The organism is Paraburkholderia sp. EG304 (genome assembly GCF_046543485.1).
Classification (GTDB): Bacteria; Pseudomonadota; Gammaproteobacteria; order Burkholderiales; family Burkholderiaceae; genus Paraburkholderia; species Paraburkholderia youngii.
Genome location: NZ_JBKGUA010000042.1, coordinates 1 through 19,141 on the forward strand (window position 1 = coordinate 1; position 19,141 = coordinate 19,141).

Here is a 19,141-nt window from a genome sequence, read left to right on the forward strand (position 1 = left end):
GCGACGGCTCATCCCGCTCTGACGCCGGATAGATTTACGCAAACCCAACGCGCCAAAAAATTCAGCATTGCAAAAACGGGGGTGACCATAGATTAACCTCGGTCGTTGTGACAAGTGGATCGAGGAGCTGGGAAAACCAATCGTTGACGACGAACTGTGGGTACTGATCGAGCCACTGCGATCACCAGCGAAGCCACGCCGCTTCAAGTATCCGTGCCGCAAGCCTGTCCGGATTGCGCTGCGCTGACCGGCATCCTGTTCGTGCTGAAGACCGGTATCCGGTGGCGAGATTTGCCGGCAGAGATGGGATGCGGCTCGGGCGTCAGTTGCTGGCGAAGGCTACGCGATTGGCAACAAGCCGACGTGTGGGATCGATTGCACGCAACGCTTCTGGCGAGGTTGCGAGCGATGGGTCGAACTCAGCCAAACGCAAGCGACCATACCTCTAACAGCCCGGCCCAAGGCGGCCCCACGGTTTTCCTCAAGAATCCCAAAGCATTTGCCGATAGATGATCCTGGTTCATCCAGGAAAGGCCATCCATGTTGCAAGCATGACCATGGCCGAACACGCCCTTCGGAACACAACATGAAGAACATCGTTAGCCGGGCCGTTTTCACATTCGCTGCGTTGGGTCTGAGTGCGTGTGCGCACCCGCCCACACCGCCAGTTTCACCGCCGACCACCGGTAATGCCGCCGCAAAGGCTGCAGAGGCATGGTCCCGCTTGCCGCCCGACGTGCTGGCTGCCTGTCGTGGCGTTTTCATCTCGACGGGCGCGGGCAAATTCAACGAAGCGGTCGAACTGTCAAGACAGTGTCTTGCCTCGCAGAGCCTGACTGTCGAAATGCGGGCAACCATGCAGCAGCAACTCGCGGTGGTCGAAACGATTCTGAAGCAACCTGCCGCGGCATTGGACGCGCAAGAGGCAGGCGTCGCGTTGACGCCGGCGCCGACCGATTTGCAGCTGCTAATGCTCGCGCAACTGTATGTCGCCAATCTTCGCTACAAAGAGGCGCTCGACACGCTCGATCGTATCCAGGCGGCGCACGAGCCGAAACACAATCTGGACACGATACTCGGCACGCCGTACTACGTGGCGCTCGGTCGTGCGCTCGGGGGACTGGGGCGGCATCAGGAAGCGATCGATGCGGCCTCGAAGGGACTTGCGATCCAGTGCGCGTCCGCAGAGGCTTATCGGCTGCGCGCGGTGGAACGGGAGGCTATTGGTGATACAACGGGTGCGCGTGCAGATTACGTGGCGTTCGCGCGCTGGGCTATCGACCCGGCCATCGACGAGCCAACGCGGGCCAAACTGGCCGCGCTGAAGATCGATCCCGCGAGCGAGCGCCGGCATCCGTTTGGCACCGACAACCCGTTGCGCGAACTGTCAGCCCATGCGCTGAGCACGGCACAGCTGTCGCTGAAGACAGCGACAACGCAGCAGCAGAAGGCCACGGCCTATAGCGATATTTCAGCGTACCTCGACAATTCCAATCGGCATCAGGAGGCGCTCAAGGCTATCGACCAGGCTATCGCTCTGGCACCGGACGACATTGCGTTCCGGCAGTCGAGGATCACCACGCTTGTCGGGCTGAACCGGTTAGACGATGCTATCGATCAATCCGCTCCTCTGATCGCCAGGATGCGCGGCGAACTGGAGGGCGCGACGGATAAGAAGAGCGTCTACGGCAGGTATAGCGAGCTGACCATGTCGCTCGCCTGGGCGTACATCCTGAAGCATGACTGGGTCAACGGCATCGAGTTACTTGCGGACAACGCACAAGGTGCGGCGCCATTCGATCAGGACTATCTGGCCTCGACCTACCTGTATGTACGCGCGCGCAGCGGCGGCTCGGCGCCGGTGAATCCGTACTTCGATGAATACATCCGGCGCAATGCACAGCCAATACTGGGCAACTATCGTCGCTGGCTGCTGCTATATATGCAGGGACGCGCGACGATCGACATGGTGTATGCCCAGGCCGTCATGATTCCAGTGCCGGAGATGCTCGAAAACGCGCTCGCGGAAACATGGTTCATGGCGGCCGCCTACGAACGCTTTGTGAAGCATGACGATGCTGCCGCGCGGGCCTACGTCGGCCGCATCAACGATCTTCAGCCGTATGGGACCAACGAGTGGGGAATGGCGACAAGGGGAGCCGTGTGACAGGAGCGGCTGCTAGACGATTGTTGTCGCTCGTGCTCGTCGTTGGCGCAAGCTGCCCTGCTGTTACGCAGGCGCTGCCATCGGCGCCATTGGGTTCGGCGAATCAGGTATCCGGCACGCCGGCCGCCATGTCGTTCAACGACGCGGCGTCGCCTTGCCTCTTGCTCATGACAGCGCGCAATGCGTTTTCGCTGGCACCGCTCGGCACGCCTGCGCAGTTGCGCAAGACGTGCGCCGCCGAGTCGGCCAGGGGCAATCCTGCCGCACGCGTGATCTACGGTCAGATGGTCCTGTTCGGATATGCCGCGCCGCCCGACAAATCCGGGCTGGCGATTCTCACTCAAACGGCAGCCGAGGGCGATGCACGCGCCCAACGGCTTATCGGCTCCCTTTATCGCGAAGGCTACCGGGTGCCGAAGGATCCGCGCCTTGCGCGTCAGTGGCTTAGTCGCGCGGCGGAAGGCGGCGATGGAAGATCTGCCGAAACGCTCGGCCTGATGGACTACAACGGCGAAGGCGGCTCGGTCGACTTTCCCTCGGCGTATCGCCTGTTCGTCCGTGCCGCCGGATACGGCGAGCCGCTTGGTGCGACCAATGCGGGGCGGATGCTGTTCGTCGGCCAACCCGGTGTGCCGCGCGACGAGGCGGGCAGTGTCGCGTGGTTCATCCAGGGTGCGCTGCAGGGCGACGCCGACGCGCAATTTCAGCTCGGCATGGCGCTGCTGCGCGGCAGCGCCATCGTCGCGGATGCGCATGGCGCGGCTGGCTGGCTTGCCGCGGCGGCGGCGCGGAACCAGCGTGAGGCGAAGGCGATGCTGGCCGAACTGTATCTGTCGGGAAAGGGGGTTTCGCCGGATGCTCTGCGCGGCTTTTCGCTGATGACGGAAGCGGCACGCAGTGGTCTGGCCTACGCGCAACGCCGCACGGGCGATCTGTACGCGCAAGGCACAGGTGTCACACGCAACGATGTATTGGCACTTGAATGGCATCGCAAGGCCGCGCTCAACGGCGACACGAATGCCCAGTTCGCGCTGGCCGTGCAATACCGGCTGGGACAAGGTTGTCCTGTTGACTTCGACGCCGCGATTGGCTGGATGCGCGGTGCGGCGCAGGCGGGCCTCGCGGTTGCACAGAACGATCTCGGCACGATGCTGCAGGCCGGCGAAGGTACCCGCCGTGATATCGGAGAGGCACGGCTCTGGTACGAGCGGGCGTCGGAGCAGGGACTCGGCATTGCCTCGTATAACCTCGCGTCGCTGGCCCGCGCCGGGCTCGGCGAGCCGCGTGATCTCGCACGAGCTTACCGGCTCGCCCGACTTGGCGCACAGCGCGGCAACGCGCAGGCGCAAGTGATGCTGGGAGGGATGCTATTTGCGGGGGAGGGCGCGCCAGCGGATAAAGCGGCGGGATTCGCCTGGTATCGCAAGGCTGCCGATGGCGGTGATCGGGAAGCCGAACGCATTGTCGCCATGCTGTATATCAACGGCAATGGCGTGCCGCGCGATGAGAAGCTAGGTGAATCCTATCTGAAACGTGCGGCGATGCATGGTGACGCGCAGGCCCAAACGGCTTTGGCAATATTGTTGCTCAAACGGCCGTCACCGGACGAACAGTCCGCAGCACGGGAGTGGTTGATCAAGGCGGTCTCGCAGCGGTTCGGTCCGGCCTATGCTGCGATGGGCACCCTGTATGCGAAGGGCGAAGGCGCTGCGCCGGATCAGGCGAGCGCGCTGCAATGGTTCACACGAGGCGCAGAGTCGAACGACGAGGTCTCGCAGCGCATTCTGTGCCTCGCCTATGCGAACGGTTCAGGTGTCGCCCCCGATGTGGTGAAGGCTCAGCGCTGGTGCACGGCGGCGGCCGGGGCAGGCGATACGCTCGCCATGCGGCAACTGGCAACCGGTTTCGCGACTGACCCGCCTCTGCCCTCGGCGACGCGCGCGTACTGGCAATGGCGGCTCGCGTCCAATGGCGACGCGGCATACGAATTGATGCTCGCAGACTCCTACGATCTGGGGCGCGGTGTCGCCGTTGATTTCGGCGCGGCACTGTACTGGTTTCGACGGGCTGCCGAGCACGGCAATGTGGACGCGCAGTCCGCCCTGGCTTCGCATCTGTTCAGTGGGCTCGGCGGGGAGTCCGACGATCTCGAGGCATTAGAGTGGGCGAGCCGCGCGGCGGCGGCCAGCGCAAGTGCGATGGACCTGACGGGCGAAGCCTACCTCTATGGAAGAGGCGTCGCAAGAAATCCGCAGATCGCCCGGCGTTGGCTGGAGAAGGCTGCGACCGCGGGCTCGGCAGACGCGGCGAATGAACTCGCCAATGTCTACCAGACTGGAAATGGCGTCGCATGCGACGACACGCTCGCCGCTCAGTGGTATCGGAAGGCGGCCGCGCTCGGGTCGCGTCAGGCGGCGATTGCACTTGCACTGCATCAGCAGGATGACGACGGGGCGGTGGCGCTGACTGCGCGAGCCCGATACTGGCTCGCACTCGAAGGCGATCCATCGACGAAGGCTGGAGGACCAACTTCGACGCCACCTGCCGATGCGATGCAGGCAGGCGATCGTCTCGACTTCGACGCGTTGTCGGCATTGAACAAGGCACTCGCCGGAATGCCGTTCGCGCAGATCGAGATGGGTATTCTGTTCTGGCGAGGCGGCGGCGTGATGCGGGACAGGGCGCTCGGCGACGCGTGGCTCAGGCGTGCGCAATCCGCCTTTGGGGCGCAACCGGGCTGGCGGTGTTTCGTGCAGCCTGCCCGGATCGTCGAGGCCCGAGTTCGTGCCGGGCTCACGGAAGCGGAGCGGGAACGCGCGGATCTTTTGACGGAAAACCTGCTGATGACCGTTCCTGCAATCAATGTCGCGACGGAGATGAAGTGAGGTCCGTCGGCATCCGGCGAGATTCATTGAGGCGTCGCTAAAGTAAATTCGTGCTCTACCGATAACCAAAGGGAACGTTTTTTATCGAAGCGAAAACCGATGAACCTGCGATTGAAATCGTGGCTGCTGGCCTTCGCATTGAGCGCCGCGTGTGCCGGTATCGTGGCCGGCCTGAATCTGACGCTCGTCGATCCGGGGCATCCGCTGCCGCCCTGGTTGACCCTTCTGCACGTAGCCTGTGCGTTCGCCGGCGCACTGGCCATTACCCGCTTTGTCCAGGGTGCACCAGCAGCACTGCAAGGCCCTACCTCCCGATCCACCATCGCACAAGGCGTCGTCGCCCACAACAGAACAGGTACCGTGAACTTCGTCGTCCCCGGAAAGAGCGCGTTTTTCTCGACGGGCCGCTGCGTCATGATCCTTTGCTTCGTGCTGTGCTTCATGGTGCAGTTCGTGACGGCCGGCAAGCCGGACGACGACACCAGCGGCTCGGACGCCGGCACCGGCCAGCATATGCGCAAGCTGAGCACGTGAGGCCGATTGGTAGGCCGGGCCAGGAGTCGTCGGCGACCGCGCCGGTGGCAAAGCGAGACGTTCGTCGCCGATCCGCGCTTCAAACGCTCGCCGTCTCCTTGCTCGCGTTGGGCATCGTGGCGATCTGCGTCGGCCTCTACAGCTTGATTCAAGCGTTCGACGTCTTCGATATTCCGATCGCGTTCAAGGTGTGGTTCTCGCGCGCCCTCGTCGCGCTGGTGATCGGCGTGATTGCGCTGCGTTTCGGCGGTAGGTGTGTCGAGGCGCTTTAGGGCCGAGCTAAACGCGATTCTTTCAGCCTCGAAAACCCGCGCGAGTCCCACGAATTCCGTCCCCAGGCACAACGCGCGCAGCGCAACTCCGCCCGTCATGGAAAACTGTATAAACATACAGTATAGTATCCCCCTACAGCCAGGGTTCCGGGCGCTTGTCGCGCCGTCCCGGCTGCACCGAACTTGCGCGGTCGCGAGAGCCGGCCGTGAGAGGTGAACCACTCCTTCAGACGGTCGGAAAAATTGTCCTCCAACGACGCAACCCCTGACACCCTCGCTGACACCCCCCAAGGCGGCAACCCGAGCAGCAACAAGACCCAGGGCACGATCCGCATTCGCGGCGCCCGCCAGCACAACCTGAAAAACGTCGACCTCGACGTGCGCACCGGCGAAATGACGGTCGTCACCGGGCCGTCGGGCTCGGGCAAGTCGAGCCTCGTGTTCGACACGCTGTATGCGGAAGGCCAACGCCGCTACGTCGAAACCTTCAGTGCGTACGCACGCCAGTTTCTTGACCGGATGGATCGGCCGCAGGTCGACCGCGTCGACGGCGTACCGCCCGCCATCGCGATCGACCAGACCAACCCGGTGCGCAGCTCGCGCTCCACGGTCGGCACGATGACCGAGCTCAACGACCATCTGAAGCTCCTGTACGCGCGCGCGGCCGAGCTGTTCGACCGCCAGACCGCGCACCCGGTGCGGCACGACACGCCGGAGACGATCTACGCGGAACTGCTCGAACGCACCGAGCAGGAGGAGCCGCGGCTCGTCGTCACGTTCCCGGTCGAGCTACCGGATTCGGCGTCCGAGCAGGAGGTCGAGCAGTGGCTGTCGGCGAGCGGCTATACGCGCGTGCAGGCGCAACGGGAAGTCGATTCACCGACCGGCAAGCGCAAGCTGCTCGACGTCGTCGCCGACCGCTTCCGGCTGCGTTCGGTCGATAAAGCGCGCGCGATCGAGGCGATCGAGGCATCGCTGAAGCGCGGCGGCGGGCGCGTCAATATCTACGTGCTGCCGGCCACCTCGGACGAACCGCAAGCCGAAGCCGCCGAGCCGCGCATCTGGCGTTTCTCCACCGGCCTGCATAGCCCGGAAAGCGATCTGCGCTATGCCGATCCGCAGCCCGCGCTGTTCTCGTTCAACTCGGCCTATGGCGCTTGTGATGCCTGCCGCGGCTTCGGCCGCGTGATCGGCGTCGACCTCGGTCTGGTGATTCCAGATGCGCGCAAGACGCTGCGTGAAGGCGCGGTCAAGCCGATGCAGACGCCCGCGTGGAAGGAATGCCAGGACGATCTGATGCGCTACGCGGCGAAAGCCGACATCCGCCGCGACACGCCGTGGGGCGAGCTCAGCGAGCGCGAGCGCAACTGGGTCATCAACGGCTCGCCGGACTGGAACGGCAAGTGGCAGACGCATTGGTACGGCGTCAAACGCTTCTTCGATTATCTGGAATCGAAGGCGTACAAGATGCATATCCGCGTGCTGCTGTCGAAGTACCGCAGCTATACGCCATGCGAAACCTGCGGCGGCGCGCGCCTGAAAACCGAATCGCTGCTGTGGCGTCTCGGCAGCAAGGCGAACGCGAACGACGTGCTCGCGCCCGAGCACCGCTTCATCCCGCGCGGCGTGCAGTGGTCGCGCACCCAGCTCGAAGCGTTGCCGGGTCTCACCGTGCACGATCTGATGCTGATGCCGATCGAGCGCATCCGCCGCTTCTTCGACGACATCACGCTGCCGAGCGCGTTGCTCGACGACGCGCTGAAGCTCTTGCTCGCCGAAGTGCGCACGCGCCTCAAGTATCTCTGCGACGTCGGTCTCGGCTATCTGACGCTCGATCGGCAAAGCCGCACGCTGTCGGGCGGCGAGGTGCAGCGAATCAACCTGACCACCGCGCTCGGCACGTCGCTGACCAAGACGCTGTTCGTGCTCGACGAGCCGAGCATCGGCCTGCATCCGCGCGACCTGAACCGCATCGTCGAGGCGATGCACCGGCTGCGCGACGCGGGCAATACGCTGGTCGTGGTCGAGCATGATCCATCGGTGATGCTCGCGGCGGACCGGCTCATCGATATGGGTCCGGGGCCTGGCGAGCGCGGCGGTTCGATCATTTTCGACGGCGCGCCCGACGCGATCCGCTCGACCGGCACGCTGACCGGTGAATACCTCGGCGGCCGGCGCCATGTCGCGGATGCCGCGCACTGGTCGCGTCGCGCGGTCGACGCGAGCACGCCGCGCATCGTGCTCGAAGGCGCGAGCGAGCACAACCTGCGTGACGTCACGGTCGAAATTCCATTGCAGCGGCTCGTCTGCGTGACCGGCGTGTCCGGTTCCGGCAAATCGACGCTGCTGCAGGACGTGCTGTATCCGGCGATGGCGCGCCACTTCGGCCTCGCCACCGAAGCGCCGGGCGCGTTCAAGTCGCTTATGGGCGCGGACCAGTTCACCGACGTCGTGTTCGTCGACCAGTCACCGATCGGCAAGACCGCGCGCTCGAATCCGGCCAGCTATGTCGGCGCGTTCGACGAAATCCGCAAGCTGTTCGCGAAGGCGCCGCTCGCGCAGCAGCGCGGCTACGGCCCAGGCATGTTCAGCTTCAACTCGGGCGACGGCCGCTGCCCGACTTGCGGCGGCTCGGGCTTCGAGCACATCGAAATGCAGTTCCTCTCCGACGTGTACCTGCGCTGCCCCGATTGCGACGGGCGTCGTTATCGCGCGGAGATTCTCGAAGTGAAGATCGAGCGAGGCGAGCCCGCGCGCGCATTGAGTATTGCCGACGTGCTCGAATTGACCGTCAGCGAGGCTGCCGCGTACTTCGCCAAGGACGCCGAAGTACTGCGCGTGCTGCAGCCGATCGTCGACGTCGGGCTCGAATACGTGAAGCTCGGCCAGCCGGTGCCGACGCTGTCGGGCGGCGAGGCGCAGCGGCTCAAGCTCGCGGGCTTTCTCGCGGAATCGGCGCAGGCGCGTAGTCCGCGTGGCGCGAAGCAGGCGGTCGCGAAGCGTCTGTTCATGTTCGACGAGCCGACCACGGGCCTGCATTTCGACGACATCGCGAAGCTGATGCAGGCGTTCGGGAAGCTGCTCGCGAGCGGTCATTCGCTGATCGTGATCGAGCACAACCTCGACGTGATCCGCGCGGCCGACTGGATCATCGACCTCGGTCCCGAAGGCGGCGACGGCGGTGGCCGCGTGTTGTGCGCGGGCACGCCGGACGAAGTGAAAGCGTGTGCCGAGTCGCATACCGGCGAGGCGTTGCTGCAATACGACCGCGCGATGGGCATCGCAGCGGAAGCGGGGCCGCAAGGCATCCCGCTGCAGAAGGCACTGAGCGCGGCCCGCGCGCGGCGCGCGATCGAAGGCGAGGACGTGGTGCGCATCGTCAACGCGCGCGAGCACAACCTGAAGGCGCTCGACGTCGACATTCCGCACGGCAAGTTCAACGTGATCACCGGCGTGTCGGGCTCGGGCAAATCCACGCTCGCGTTCGACATCCTGTTCCACGAAGGTCAGCGGCGCTACCTCGAATCGTTGAATGCGTACGCGCGCTCGATCGTACAGCCGGCCGGGCGACCCGAAGTCGACGCGGTGTACGGCATTCCGCCGACGGTCGCGATCGAGCAGCGGCTGTCGCGCGGCGGCCGCAAGAGTACCGTCGCGACCACCTCTGAGGTGTGGCACTTCCTGCGTCTGCTGTACGTGAAGCTCGGCTTGCAGCACTGCGTTCACGACGGCACGCCGGTCACGTCGCAAAGCGCCGAATCGATTGCGGCGCAGTTGCTGCGCGATCACAAGGGCCAGCATGTCGGCTTCCTCGCGCCACTGGTCGTGAACCGCAAGGGCGTCTATACCGACCTCGCGAAATGGGCAAAAGCGCGCGGCAATACGCATCTGCGGGTGGACGGCGAGTTCGTGCCGGTCGATCCGTGGCCGAAGCTTGACCGCTTCCGCGAGCACACGATCGAGCTGCCGGTCGCGGACCTCGTCATCTCGGCCGATCACGAAGCCGAGTTGCGCGAAGCGCTCGATCAGACGCTCGAGATCGGCAAAGGCATCATGCATCTGCTCGCGCCGCTCGACGGCCTGCACGACGCGCTCAACGGCGGCAAGTCCACCGCGAAGCTCGGCGACGTGAAGGTGCTGTCGACGAAGCGTGCGTGTCCGGTGTGCGGCACGAGCTACCCCGAGCTCGATCCGCGCATGTTCTCGTACAACAGCAAGCATGGCTGGTGCACGAGCTGCGTCGGCACGGGGCTGTCGCTGACGCGCGAGCAGCGCGCCGCGTACGACGACACGATCGTCGTCGATGACAATCGCGGCCGTGAACAGAGCTTGCCGTCGGAGGAGCAGGAACCGGAAGGGCTCGTCGACGAGCCGTGTCCGGATTGCGCGGGCACGCGTCTGAATCCGGTCGCGCGTGCCGTGACGTTCGACTCGCAGGCGATCGTCGATGTCGCGCAATGGACCGTGTCCGACACCCGCGCATGGTTCGATACGCTGCAGATGACGGGCCGCGATGCCGAAATCGCGCGCGACGTGATCAGTGAAATCGGCAGCCGGCTGCAGTTCCTCGAAGAAGTCGGGCTCGGCTATCTGAGCCTCGATCGCGCGGCGCCGAGTTTGTCGGGCGGCGAAGCGCAGCGCATCCGGCTCGCCGCGCAGCTCGGCAGCAACCTGCAGGGCGTGTGCTACGTGCTCGACGAGCCGACCATCGGCCTGCATCCGCGCGACAACCAGATCCTGCTCAACGCGCTGCGCAAGCTCGGCGACAAGGGCAATACGCTCGTCGTCGTCGAGCACGACGAAGATACGATCCGGCGCGCCGATCACATCATCGATATCGGGCCGGGCGCGGGCAAGCGCGGCGGCACGCTCATCGCGCAGGGCAGCGTCGCGGACCTGTCCGCGCAGGCCGATTCGCTGACCGGGCGCTTCCTCGCGCAGCCGATCGTGCATCCGCTGCAGCCGCGTCGCGAGGTCGTCGCGCCGGGCAAGCGCGCAGCCGCGGTGCCGGAGAACTGGCTGACCGTGCATGGCGGCAAGTTGCACAACCTGCGTGACGTGACGGTCGGCATTCCGCTCGCGCGGCTCGTCGCGGTCACGGGCGTCAGCGGCTCGGGCAAGTCGACGCTCGCGCGCGACGTGCTGATGACCAATCTGCTCGATGCGGTCGGGCGCTCGGTGCTGTCGTCGCCGGCCACCCGCCGCGCGCGTGCGGCGGCCGAACAGAAACCTACCGCGAACCGGCGTTCGAGCGTGCTCGCGCGCTCGGCGCCGCGCGCGCCGCTGAACGTCACGCACACGTGGCAGGGCTGCGATTCGGTCACCGGCTGGGAAAGCATCGACCGCGTGCTCGAAGTCGATCAGACGCCGATCGGCAAGACACCGCGGTCGTGTCCCGCCACCTACATCGGCGTGTGGGATGCGATCCGAAAGCTGTTCGCGGGCACGCTGGAGGCGCGCGCGCGCGGCTATACCGCGTCGCGTTTCTCGTTCAATACCGGTGAGGGCCGCTGCCCCGCGTGCGAGGGCCAAGGCGTGCGCACGATCGGCATGAGCTTCCTGCCCGACGTGAAAGTGCCGTGCGATGTCTGTCACGGTCAACGCTTCAATCCGGAGACGCTCGCGGTCACGTGGCGTGGCAAGAACATCGGCGATGTGCTGACGATGGAAATCGACGAAGCGGTCGAGTTCTTCGCGTCGATTACGAACATCGGGCATCCGCTGCAACTGATGAAGGATGTCGGGCTCGGCTATCTGACGCTCGGCCAGCCGTCGCCTACGTTGTCGGGCGGCGAGGCGCAGCGCATCAAGCTCGTCACCGAGTTGAGCAAGGTGCGCGACGACCTCACCCGGCGCGGCCAGAAGCCGCCGCATACGCTATACGTGCTCGACGAGCCGACGGTCGGCCTGCATATGGCGGACGTCGCGAAGCTGATTCGCGTGCTGCATCGGCTCGTGGATGGCGGGCATAGCGTGGTCGTCATCGAGCACGATCTCGATGTGATCGCCGAGGCGGACTGGATCATCGATCTCGGTCCGGAGGGCGGCGTGGGCGGCGGCACGATCGTCGCGGCAACCGATCCGGAAAGCCTGTCGCGCGTGGCCGCGAGTCACACCGGCGCGGCTTTGCGGCCGGTGCTCGCGCGCACGGCCGCTACGGCGACGCTGGCCGGAGAGGGGACCAATGGCTGAGGCAAGCTGACGAGCGGCGGCGCGGCCGTTGAACGCCGCGCTTTGCGGTCCCCAATCGACTGTTTGCGCGCATTTCGGGCGCGCTCATCAGATGCGCCGTTGCAACTCGTCAGGTTGCAACGGCCCGCGCTTCGTCGCGTGTGCGCCACACGTGATTGCTGCACCGCATCCACTCACCAGAGGTTCGCCAAACGCGACGCATCCGCGCGATTAATTCATACGAAAGCGACCGGCGATGTTTCAAAATAGAAACGTTTTTAGAACCCCCGATAAATCAGCATTTGGATATTAATTTTGGACCCAGAACGAATGCCGCGGAAATGCCTAATGGCGCGGGGAATAACTTTACGCTTTGCGAATAAACTACCGAATTGCGCGGACATAATCGGGACCATAAGCAGTTCACGATTGAAACATTTTTGATCTGGCAAGAAACGTACTCGGTAAGGCGGGTCCACTGCGCTTCGCATTATCGGCAACTTTGCCCGAACGGGCGAGAGTGCCGTCCGCAAAGGCTTTGCGGTAAGATATCCCCACGCTGCGCGCTCAGCCTTGCATAGTTGCCGGCCCTGTCGGCCGCTCATATCAATCGCTCAATAACCGCTTTTTGTCAGACATGGCTAGTCGTGATGAAATCTCCTTTTCAAATTTACTATAGCGATCCATTCCGCTAACATCACGCTTAATCCTTTATGCGGCGTTAGTCCGTTTTCCCGCCGTAATAACGCATTCTCTCGTTCCGTCTGCTGACGGGGCAAATCGGGGTCCACAACGTATGCCCGTTTGGGGAAAGATCATGCCGCACATGCACCTTGATACAACGAGAATTACGTGGCTTCACACGCCTGCGTTGAACGTCCGTACTGCAGCGCGGCGAATCGGCATACTGCTGTTCGACGGCTTCTGGCTGCTCGGCCCCGGTACCGTCGTGGAAATGTTCCAGACCGCCAACGAGTTCGCGGGCACGCGCGCAGGCGAAGATCCGCCCTACGAAGTGCAGTTCCTGTCGATGGAAGGCGGCAATGTTGCCAGTTCGTCGTCGGCGCGCATCTGGACTGATCGCATCGACACGCGCTTTGGCGGCGGTTTCGACGTGCTGTTCATTGCGGGCGGCTACGGCGCCCACGTGGCCGCACGCGACGAACGCCTGCTGAACTGGCTGCGCGCCGTGCAATCGCGCACCCGCGCGATCGAAACGATCGGCGAGGGACGCCTCGTGCTCGAAGCGGCCGGCCCGACCGAGCATGATGGCCTGATGAGCCGCTACCCGGGCGCGAGCGCGAGCGAAGGCGCGTTCAGCGCGGCCAACGACCGTCATGACTGCGCGCGCAGCGCGCTGATGTTCATCAAGCGTGACCTGGGCGCGGAGCTCGCACGCAGCGTCGCCGATCGCGTGATGCCCGGCATGGCCTCGACGTGGGTGCCGCTGCCGGCCGAGGGCGGCACGCTGAGCGTCGCCGAAAAGATTCGCGCGGCCGCGCGCTGGATGGAGGCGAACTGCGACCGTCCGGTCTCGGTCGCCGATGCCGCGCAGGTCGCCGCAATGAGCGAGCGCAATTTCCTGCGCCGTTTCAAGCACGAGATGCAGGTGACGCCGTCGGACTACCTGCTGCAGGTGCGGCTGCGCATCGCGTGCAACTTCCTGACCGAGACCGAATTGCCGGTCGACAAGATCGCGCGTCGCAGCGGCACCGGCAACGGGGACCGTCTCGCGAAAATCTTCCGCAAGCGCATGGCTTTGTCTCCAACCGAGTATCGCGCCCGAAGCCGGGCGGCCACTGAGGCGTAGCATGTATCTATAGCGTGCGATATCGCGCCCGCGCCGCGGGCGCGCCTCGTCTGTTGGACGCGGTCGCGAAAGCGGCCGTATGTTCGCTGGCCAGCCTTTTTACGAGCACAGTGGCGATGGGCAACAGGGTCATGGCGACGGCATTGCCGGAGGTGAAACTCATCGAGCCGGAAGTGTTCATCGACGAATACGGCTTCTGCTTCGAGAGTTTCAGCGCGGACGAGTTTTCGGACGACGTCGCGCAGGGTTTCAACTTCGTGCAAGACCGCCATCTGCGCGCCGTGCATGGCGTGCTGCGCGGCTTGCACTACCAGGTGCAGCGTCCGCAGGGAAGGCTGCTGCGCGTCGTGCGCGGCGAGATCTTCGACGTCGCGGTCGACGTGCGCCTGAACTCACCGAACTTCGGCAAATGGAGCGGCGAGTATGTGAGCGAAGAGAACCACCGGCAAATGTGGGTGCCGCCCGGTTTCGCGCACGGCTTCGTCGTGCTGTCCGATGTCGCCGAGTGCGTGTGGAAGACCACCGAGTACTGGTTTCCCGAACTTGAACGCTGCCTGCTGTGGTCCGATCCCGACATCGGCATCGACTGGCCGATCGACTTTCAGCCCATTCTCGGCAGCAAGGATGCGGGGGGGCGCCGTCTGTACGAAGCCGAAAACATCTCGTGAACGACTTGTGATCGGCCTGAGTTTTTACGACATTTTTTCTTGAGAGGCTCAAGGGCCGACCCTACACTTCGGGCATCCAGTCAGTACGAGGTGCTCAACGTGAAGCGTCGCGCAAGCCGTCCGCAATCCGTTCCGGTCCGCTATGCATGTGGTGGTGCCGGCCACGTCGAACTGAGGCGCTTCGACGCATCGTGCGATTCGTTCGTTGCGTTGACGGCGCTGCTGCATCGCGCGTTCGCGCCGCTCGGCGCGCAGGGGCTCAATTGCACGTGCGTGGATCAGACCATCGAGACAACCCGCGAACGTGTGCTGCGCGGCGATTGCCATGTCGCGGTATGCGACGGCCAGATCGTCGGCACGATGACGCTTTATGCTTCGGATGGCGAAGCATCATGCGAGCTCTACCGGCACGACGATGTCGCGAGCTTGCGCCAGTTCGCGGTCGATCCCGCGTGGCAGGGGCGAGGCATCGGCACGCTGCTGATCGCGTTCGCCGAGCACTGGGCCGCGACACGCGGCTATGCGCAACTCGCACTCGATACACCGCAACCGGCCACACAGCAGATCGCGTTCTATCGCGGGCAGGGGTTTCGCATCGTCGATTTCATGCGCTTCGCGGACAAGTGCTACGACAGCGCGATTCTGAGCAAGCCGCCGGTTGCGATACGCACGCTCGCGAACTGGTCGCGGCGTTTGCATGCGACGCCGCGGATCGCGCATGCGGCCTGAAGCGTAGCCGCAGACGTCCGCGGCATACGGAGACAAGCAGTGGAAAAGCAGCGCACGAGAAGCGGAAGAAAAAGCGGACTGGAAGCGCCCGATGCTTCGGCAACTATTGCAATATGCTGCGGCAACTATTGCAACGGCGGCAACGGCGGCAGCGGCGACCGCAGCGGTGCAATCCTGAACGCGGCCCCAACGCAGCGTCGCCGGTTCGCATCGGGCGAGGGGTGAATTCACCGAACGCTGTATGCAGCCCTCAGCGTCGGATCACGCCCATCAGCAGGGTGACGAGGAAGATCACCAGGAAGATGAAGAACAACACCTTGGCGATTTCAGTTGCGCCCGCGGCAATGCCTCCAAAGCCGAACACTGCGGCGATGATGGCGATGATGAAGAAAATCACAGCGTATCGAAGCATGGTGCCTCCACCGGTGGATTGTTGAAATGACGTTTGAACGGCGCCCCGTTGCGTACGTCACGCGGCTTCACGGGTGAGATGCCGGCGAGCGGAATTCAGCAATACATGTGCCATCGTTTGATTGACGCCAACGTTTGCGTGACGAATCTTTCGCGGCGCGCGAGATTACCGTCGAGTCGGCGCTAACGTTTGCATTCCCTCCCGCCAGGCGCGCCAGGTGCCAACCATGCTGCGGACTACGTAAAGCCCGTCGCGGGTCATCCGCGCAGCCAGTGATACGCCAGCGGCCCGCACAACACGCCCCACGTCAGCACAGACATCAGCAGTGCAATGGTTACGGCCGCGCTGCCGCAGTCCTTCGCGCGTTTCGACAACTCATGCCGCTCGAACGAGATCCGGTCGATGGCAGCCTCGATCGCCGAATTCAATAGCTCCACCAACAGCACGAGCAGCACTGAGATCAGCAGCACGCGCGCGATGGCGTCGACCGGCATCAGGAACGCGGCCGGCACGAGGATCGCCGCGAGCGCGGCTTCCTGACGGAACGCGCTTTCCGCCCGCAATGTCGCGACGATGCCAGCGTACGAATGCCGCAACGCGAACAGCCCGCGCAGCGGACCGCTGCGCTTTGCGGGCGGCGCGATGGTCTGGTGAGCGAGGGAGTCGGCCGGATCAGACATGTTTCGGGATGATGGTTGATGTGCAGCAAATGACCGTCGATGTTACAAGATGTCGATCAGGTTGCAAATTGTGATATCTTTGCGCCGCCCAACAGCGGCAGGCACCTGGCACCTTCTCGCCTGACCGACCGGCTTCGGAAAAAATGAAAGGAACGCGTAATCGGTTAGGGCTGCTGCCGATCACGCTCGAATCTCAAATGTTGGTCACTCCCGTTGCTCGTTCCGCTCAAGGTTTCGCCGGATTTTCCGTATACGAGGAATGGTGCGCCGCGTGTTTCTCCTGTGCGCGCCCGGCAGTCCGATTTCCCACTTCGCGCGTTCGCGCGGCAGACCGGATTCGCACCGTGAGCGGCTCACTCGGGCGCGCACGGTCGAGGTCCAACAAGCTGAGCTGTTCATGAAACCAGTTGTGTCGTTGTGCGTTTCGCTGACCGCCGTTGTCGGCGCGTTGTATGCCGTCGCGTCGGGCGCCGCGCCATCGGTGCCTGTCGTCGCCGCCGCGGCGAATCCGCCGGCCGCGCTCACTGTCGCGAGCGCGAGTGCCGCACAGGCCAGCCCCAGCGCCAACTACCTCGACAACGTTGCCAGCGTCCCGACACCCGCATCCGGCTCCAGCACATCGCGCGTTTCATTCGCGACCCTCGGCGCGTATCAGCCGCTGACGCTGCGTGGTGTCGAAGACGCGCGCACCGTCAATCTCGGCGTGCGGCTCGATCGCGTGGTCACGGCCGCGCGACTGCGCTTGCGCTACACGTATTCGCCATCGCTGGTGTTCGCGATGTCGCATCTGAAGGTGTCGGTCAACAACGAAGTGATCGCGACCGTGCCGTTCGATCGCGAGCACGCCGGCAAGCTCGTCACCCAGGACATCCCGCTCGATCCGCGCTTCCTGACCGACTACAACCAGATCGGTCTGCGACTGATCGCGCATTACACGCTCGAGCATTGCGAAGACCCCGAAAACTCGGCGCTGTGGGCCGACGTGAGTCCGTCGAGCGAATTCATCGTCGATACCGCGCCGATCCATTTGCCTGACGATCTCGCGCTGCTGCCCGCGCCGTTCTTCGATCACCGCGACGCGAACCGGCTGCGTCTGCCGTTCGTGCTGCCGGCCGCCGCCGACAACGCGACGCTGCGCAGCGCGGGCGTACTCGCTTCGTGGTTCGGTGCGCAGGCCGATTACCGGCAGGCGCGCTTTCCGGCGCTGTCGACGTTGCCCACGGACTCGCACGCGGTCGTCGTCGCGCGCAGCGAGCAGTTGCCCGCTGGCCTCACGCTGCCGCCGATCAACGGTCCGATGCTGATCGTCGCCGACAATCCCGTCGCGCCCAACCGCAAGCTGCTGATCGTGACCGGCCGAAGCGCCGCCGAAGTCGATGAAGCGAGCACCGCGCTGGTGCTCGGCACGACCGCGCTCGCGGGTCCCGCAGTGCGCATCACGCAGCTCGCCGCTGGCGCACCGAGGAAGCCCTACGACGCGCCGCGCTGGCTGCCGGTCGACCGGCCCGTCTCGTTCAAGGAACTGATCGACGATCCGTCGCAACTGCAGGTGCGCGGCAGCACGCCTGACGCGATCCGCTTGAACCTGCGCGTGCCCGCCGATTTGTACTCGTGGAACGGCGCGGGCGTACCGCTGAATCTGAAGTACCGCTACACGGCGCCGACCGTGCAGAACAACTCGGCGCTCGCGGTGCAGATCAACGATCAGCTGGTCAAGTCGTACCGGCTCGCGCTCGCGACCGCCGACGACGCGCAAGGCCGCCTGCAATTGCCGGTGCTGTCGAACAACGCCAACCGTGCGACGAGCGCGCTCGACATTCCGGCATTCCGGGTCGGCAGCTCGAACCAGTTGCAGCTGCGCTTCAATCTCGATTCGCAGAAGACGGGGCTCTGTCAGGGCGTCGCGACGAGCCCGGTGCAGGCCGCGGTCGATCCCGACTCGACGATCGACTTCTCGGATTTCGTCCACTACGCACGGATGCCGAACCTCGCGTTCTTCGCGAACAGCGGCTTTCCGTTCACGCGCTACGCGGACCTGTCGCAAACGGCCGTCGTGATTCCCGAGCATCCCGCGCCGCAGGAACTGGAAAGCCTGCTGACGATGCTCGGCCACATGGGGCAATGGACCGGCTATCCGGCGCTGCGCGTGCAGGTCGCGCGGCCGCGCGAGCTCGCGCAGCTGAGCGGCAAGGATCTGCTCGTGATCGGCGGCAACGGTTCGGCGCCGTGGCTCGCGCGCTGGCCGAATGCGTTGCCGCTGACGATCGGCGCCCAGTCGGTCGACGCCGCCGCGTCGGGCGCCGCTGCGTCGAGCCCGCTCGCCCGCGCCTCGTTCGCGGTCGACGAGCAGTGGCACAGCACCGCCCGGCGCGACGGCGCCGCGCACAGCGACGTGCACAGCGACGTGCACAGCGACGTGCATCGGCCGGACGGTGGCGCGCGCATCGAACGCGACGGACCGCTGGCCGCGCTGATGGGCTTCGAATTGCCGGGCAGCCACGGACGCAGCGTCGTCGCACTGAGCGCCACCGATCAGCAGCAGTTGTCGCAACTGCTCGACATGCTCGAAAAGCCGGACCGCGTCGCGCAATTGCAGGGCGACGTCGCTTTGCTGCGCGATGGCAAGGTGGACAGCATGCGCGTCGGCGACACCTATCTGGTCGGCTATGTGCCCTGGTATGCGCGGCTGTGGAGCAAGGCGATCCAGCATCCGGTGCTGCTCGGCGTGCTCGGCGCGTTCGCCGGTTTGCTGCTCGCGATCGGCGCGTTCACCGCGTTGCAGGAACTGGCCGCGCGGCGCCGGGGAGTCTGAT

General features: G+C 64.7%; 12 protein-coding genes and 1 pseudogene. 11 read left to right on the plus strand and 2 right to left on the minus strand.

Annotation, left to right across the window (positions count from 1 at the left end; genetic code table 11):
• Nucleotides 1-127: 127 nt before the first annotated feature.
• From ACLFKU_RS32695 to ACLFKU_RS32740, 10 genes and pseudogenes are all read left to right on the plus strand, one after another.
• Nucleotides 128-414: pseudogene (locus tag ACLFKU_RS32695) on the plus strand (transposase); the annotation flags it as partial.
• Nucleotides 415-586: 172 nt separating this feature from the next.
• Entirely contained in the window at nucleotides 587-2,167 is a 1,581-nt protein-coding gene (locus ACLFKU_RS32700) for a hypothetical protein (RefSeq protein WP_410851873.1), read from the plus strand.
• 20 nt (nucleotides 2,168-2,187) lie between these two features.
• Entirely contained in the window at nucleotides 2,188-5,052 is a 2,865-nt protein-coding gene (locus ACLFKU_RS32705) for a tetratricopeptide repeat protein (protein ID WP_410851874.1), read from the plus strand.
• 99 nt (nucleotides 5,053-5,151) lie between these two features.
• On the plus strand, nucleotides 5,152-5,586 hold the full coding sequence (locus ACLFKU_RS32710) for a hypothetical protein (protein ID WP_410851875.1): 435 nt from the start codon (nucleotides 5,152-5,154) through the stop codon (nucleotides 5,584-5,586).
• Between the two features lie 44 nt (nucleotides 5,587-5,630).
• A complete protein-coding gene (locus tag ACLFKU_RS32715) occupies nucleotides 5,631-5,858 on the plus strand; it encodes a hypothetical protein (protein ID WP_410851876.1) in 228 nt (75 codons plus the stop codon).
• Between the two features lie 243 nt (nucleotides 5,859-6,101).
• Nucleotides 6,102-12,050, plus strand: a complete 5,949-nt coding sequence (gene uvrA / locus ACLFKU_RS32720; protein WP_410851877.1) for an excinuclease ABC subunit UvrA — start codon at nucleotides 6,102-6,104, stop codon at nucleotides 12,048-12,050.
• A gap of 796 nt (nucleotides 12,051-12,846) precedes the next feature.
• On the plus strand, nucleotides 12,847-13,839 hold the full coding sequence (locus ACLFKU_RS32725) for a GlxA family transcriptional regulator (RefSeq protein WP_176123405.1): 993 nt from the start codon (nucleotides 12,847-12,849) through the stop codon (nucleotides 13,837-13,839).
• Between the two features lie 116 nt (nucleotides 13,840-13,955).
• Entirely contained in the window at nucleotides 13,956-14,507 is a 552-nt protein-coding gene (gene rfbC, locus ACLFKU_RS32730; RefSeq protein WP_368587577.1) for a dTDP-4-dehydrorhamnose 3,5-epimerase, read from the plus strand.
• A gap of 99 nt (nucleotides 14,508-14,606) precedes the next feature.
• Nucleotides 14,607-15,236 (plus strand): GNAT family N-acetyltransferase, encoded by a 630-nt coding sequence (locus tag ACLFKU_RS32735; RefSeq protein ID WP_410851878.1) that lies wholly within the window; start codon nucleotides 14,607-14,609, stop codon nucleotides 15,234-15,236.
• A 39-nt stretch (nucleotides 15,237-15,275) separates the two neighbouring features.
• On the plus strand, nucleotides 15,276-15,461 hold the full coding sequence (locus tag ACLFKU_RS32740; RefSeq protein ID WP_410851879.1) for a hypothetical protein: 186 nt from the start codon (nucleotides 15,276-15,278) through the stop codon (nucleotides 15,459-15,461).
• 25 nt (nucleotides 15,462-15,486) lie between these two features.
• Here ACLFKU_RS32740 and ACLFKU_RS32745 read toward each other — a convergent pair whose 3' ends face one another.
• Nucleotides 15,487-15,648 carry a DUF1328 domain-containing protein gene (locus ACLFKU_RS32745; protein WP_013089029.1) on the minus strand — a complete coding sequence of 54 codons (162 nt, stop codon included), beginning with the start codon at nucleotides 15,646-15,648 and terminating at the stop codon, nucleotides 15,487-15,489.
• A gap of 257 nt (nucleotides 15,649-15,905) precedes the next feature.
• On the minus strand, nucleotides 15,906-16,328 hold the full coding sequence (locus ACLFKU_RS32750) for a diacylglycerol kinase (protein WP_410851880.1): 423 nt from the start codon (nucleotides 16,326-16,328) through the stop codon (nucleotides 15,906-15,908).
• A gap of 397 nt (nucleotides 16,329-16,725) precedes the next feature.
• Here ACLFKU_RS32750 and bcsB point away from each other — a divergent pair, with 397 nt between their 5' ends.
• A complete protein-coding gene (bcsB, locus tag ACLFKU_RS32755; RefSeq protein WP_410851881.1) occupies nucleotides 16,726-19,140 on the plus strand; it encodes a cellulose biosynthesis cyclic di-GMP-binding regulatory protein BcsB in 2,415 nt (804 codons plus the stop codon).
• The last annotated feature ends 1 nt before the right edge of the window (nucleotide 19,141 follow it).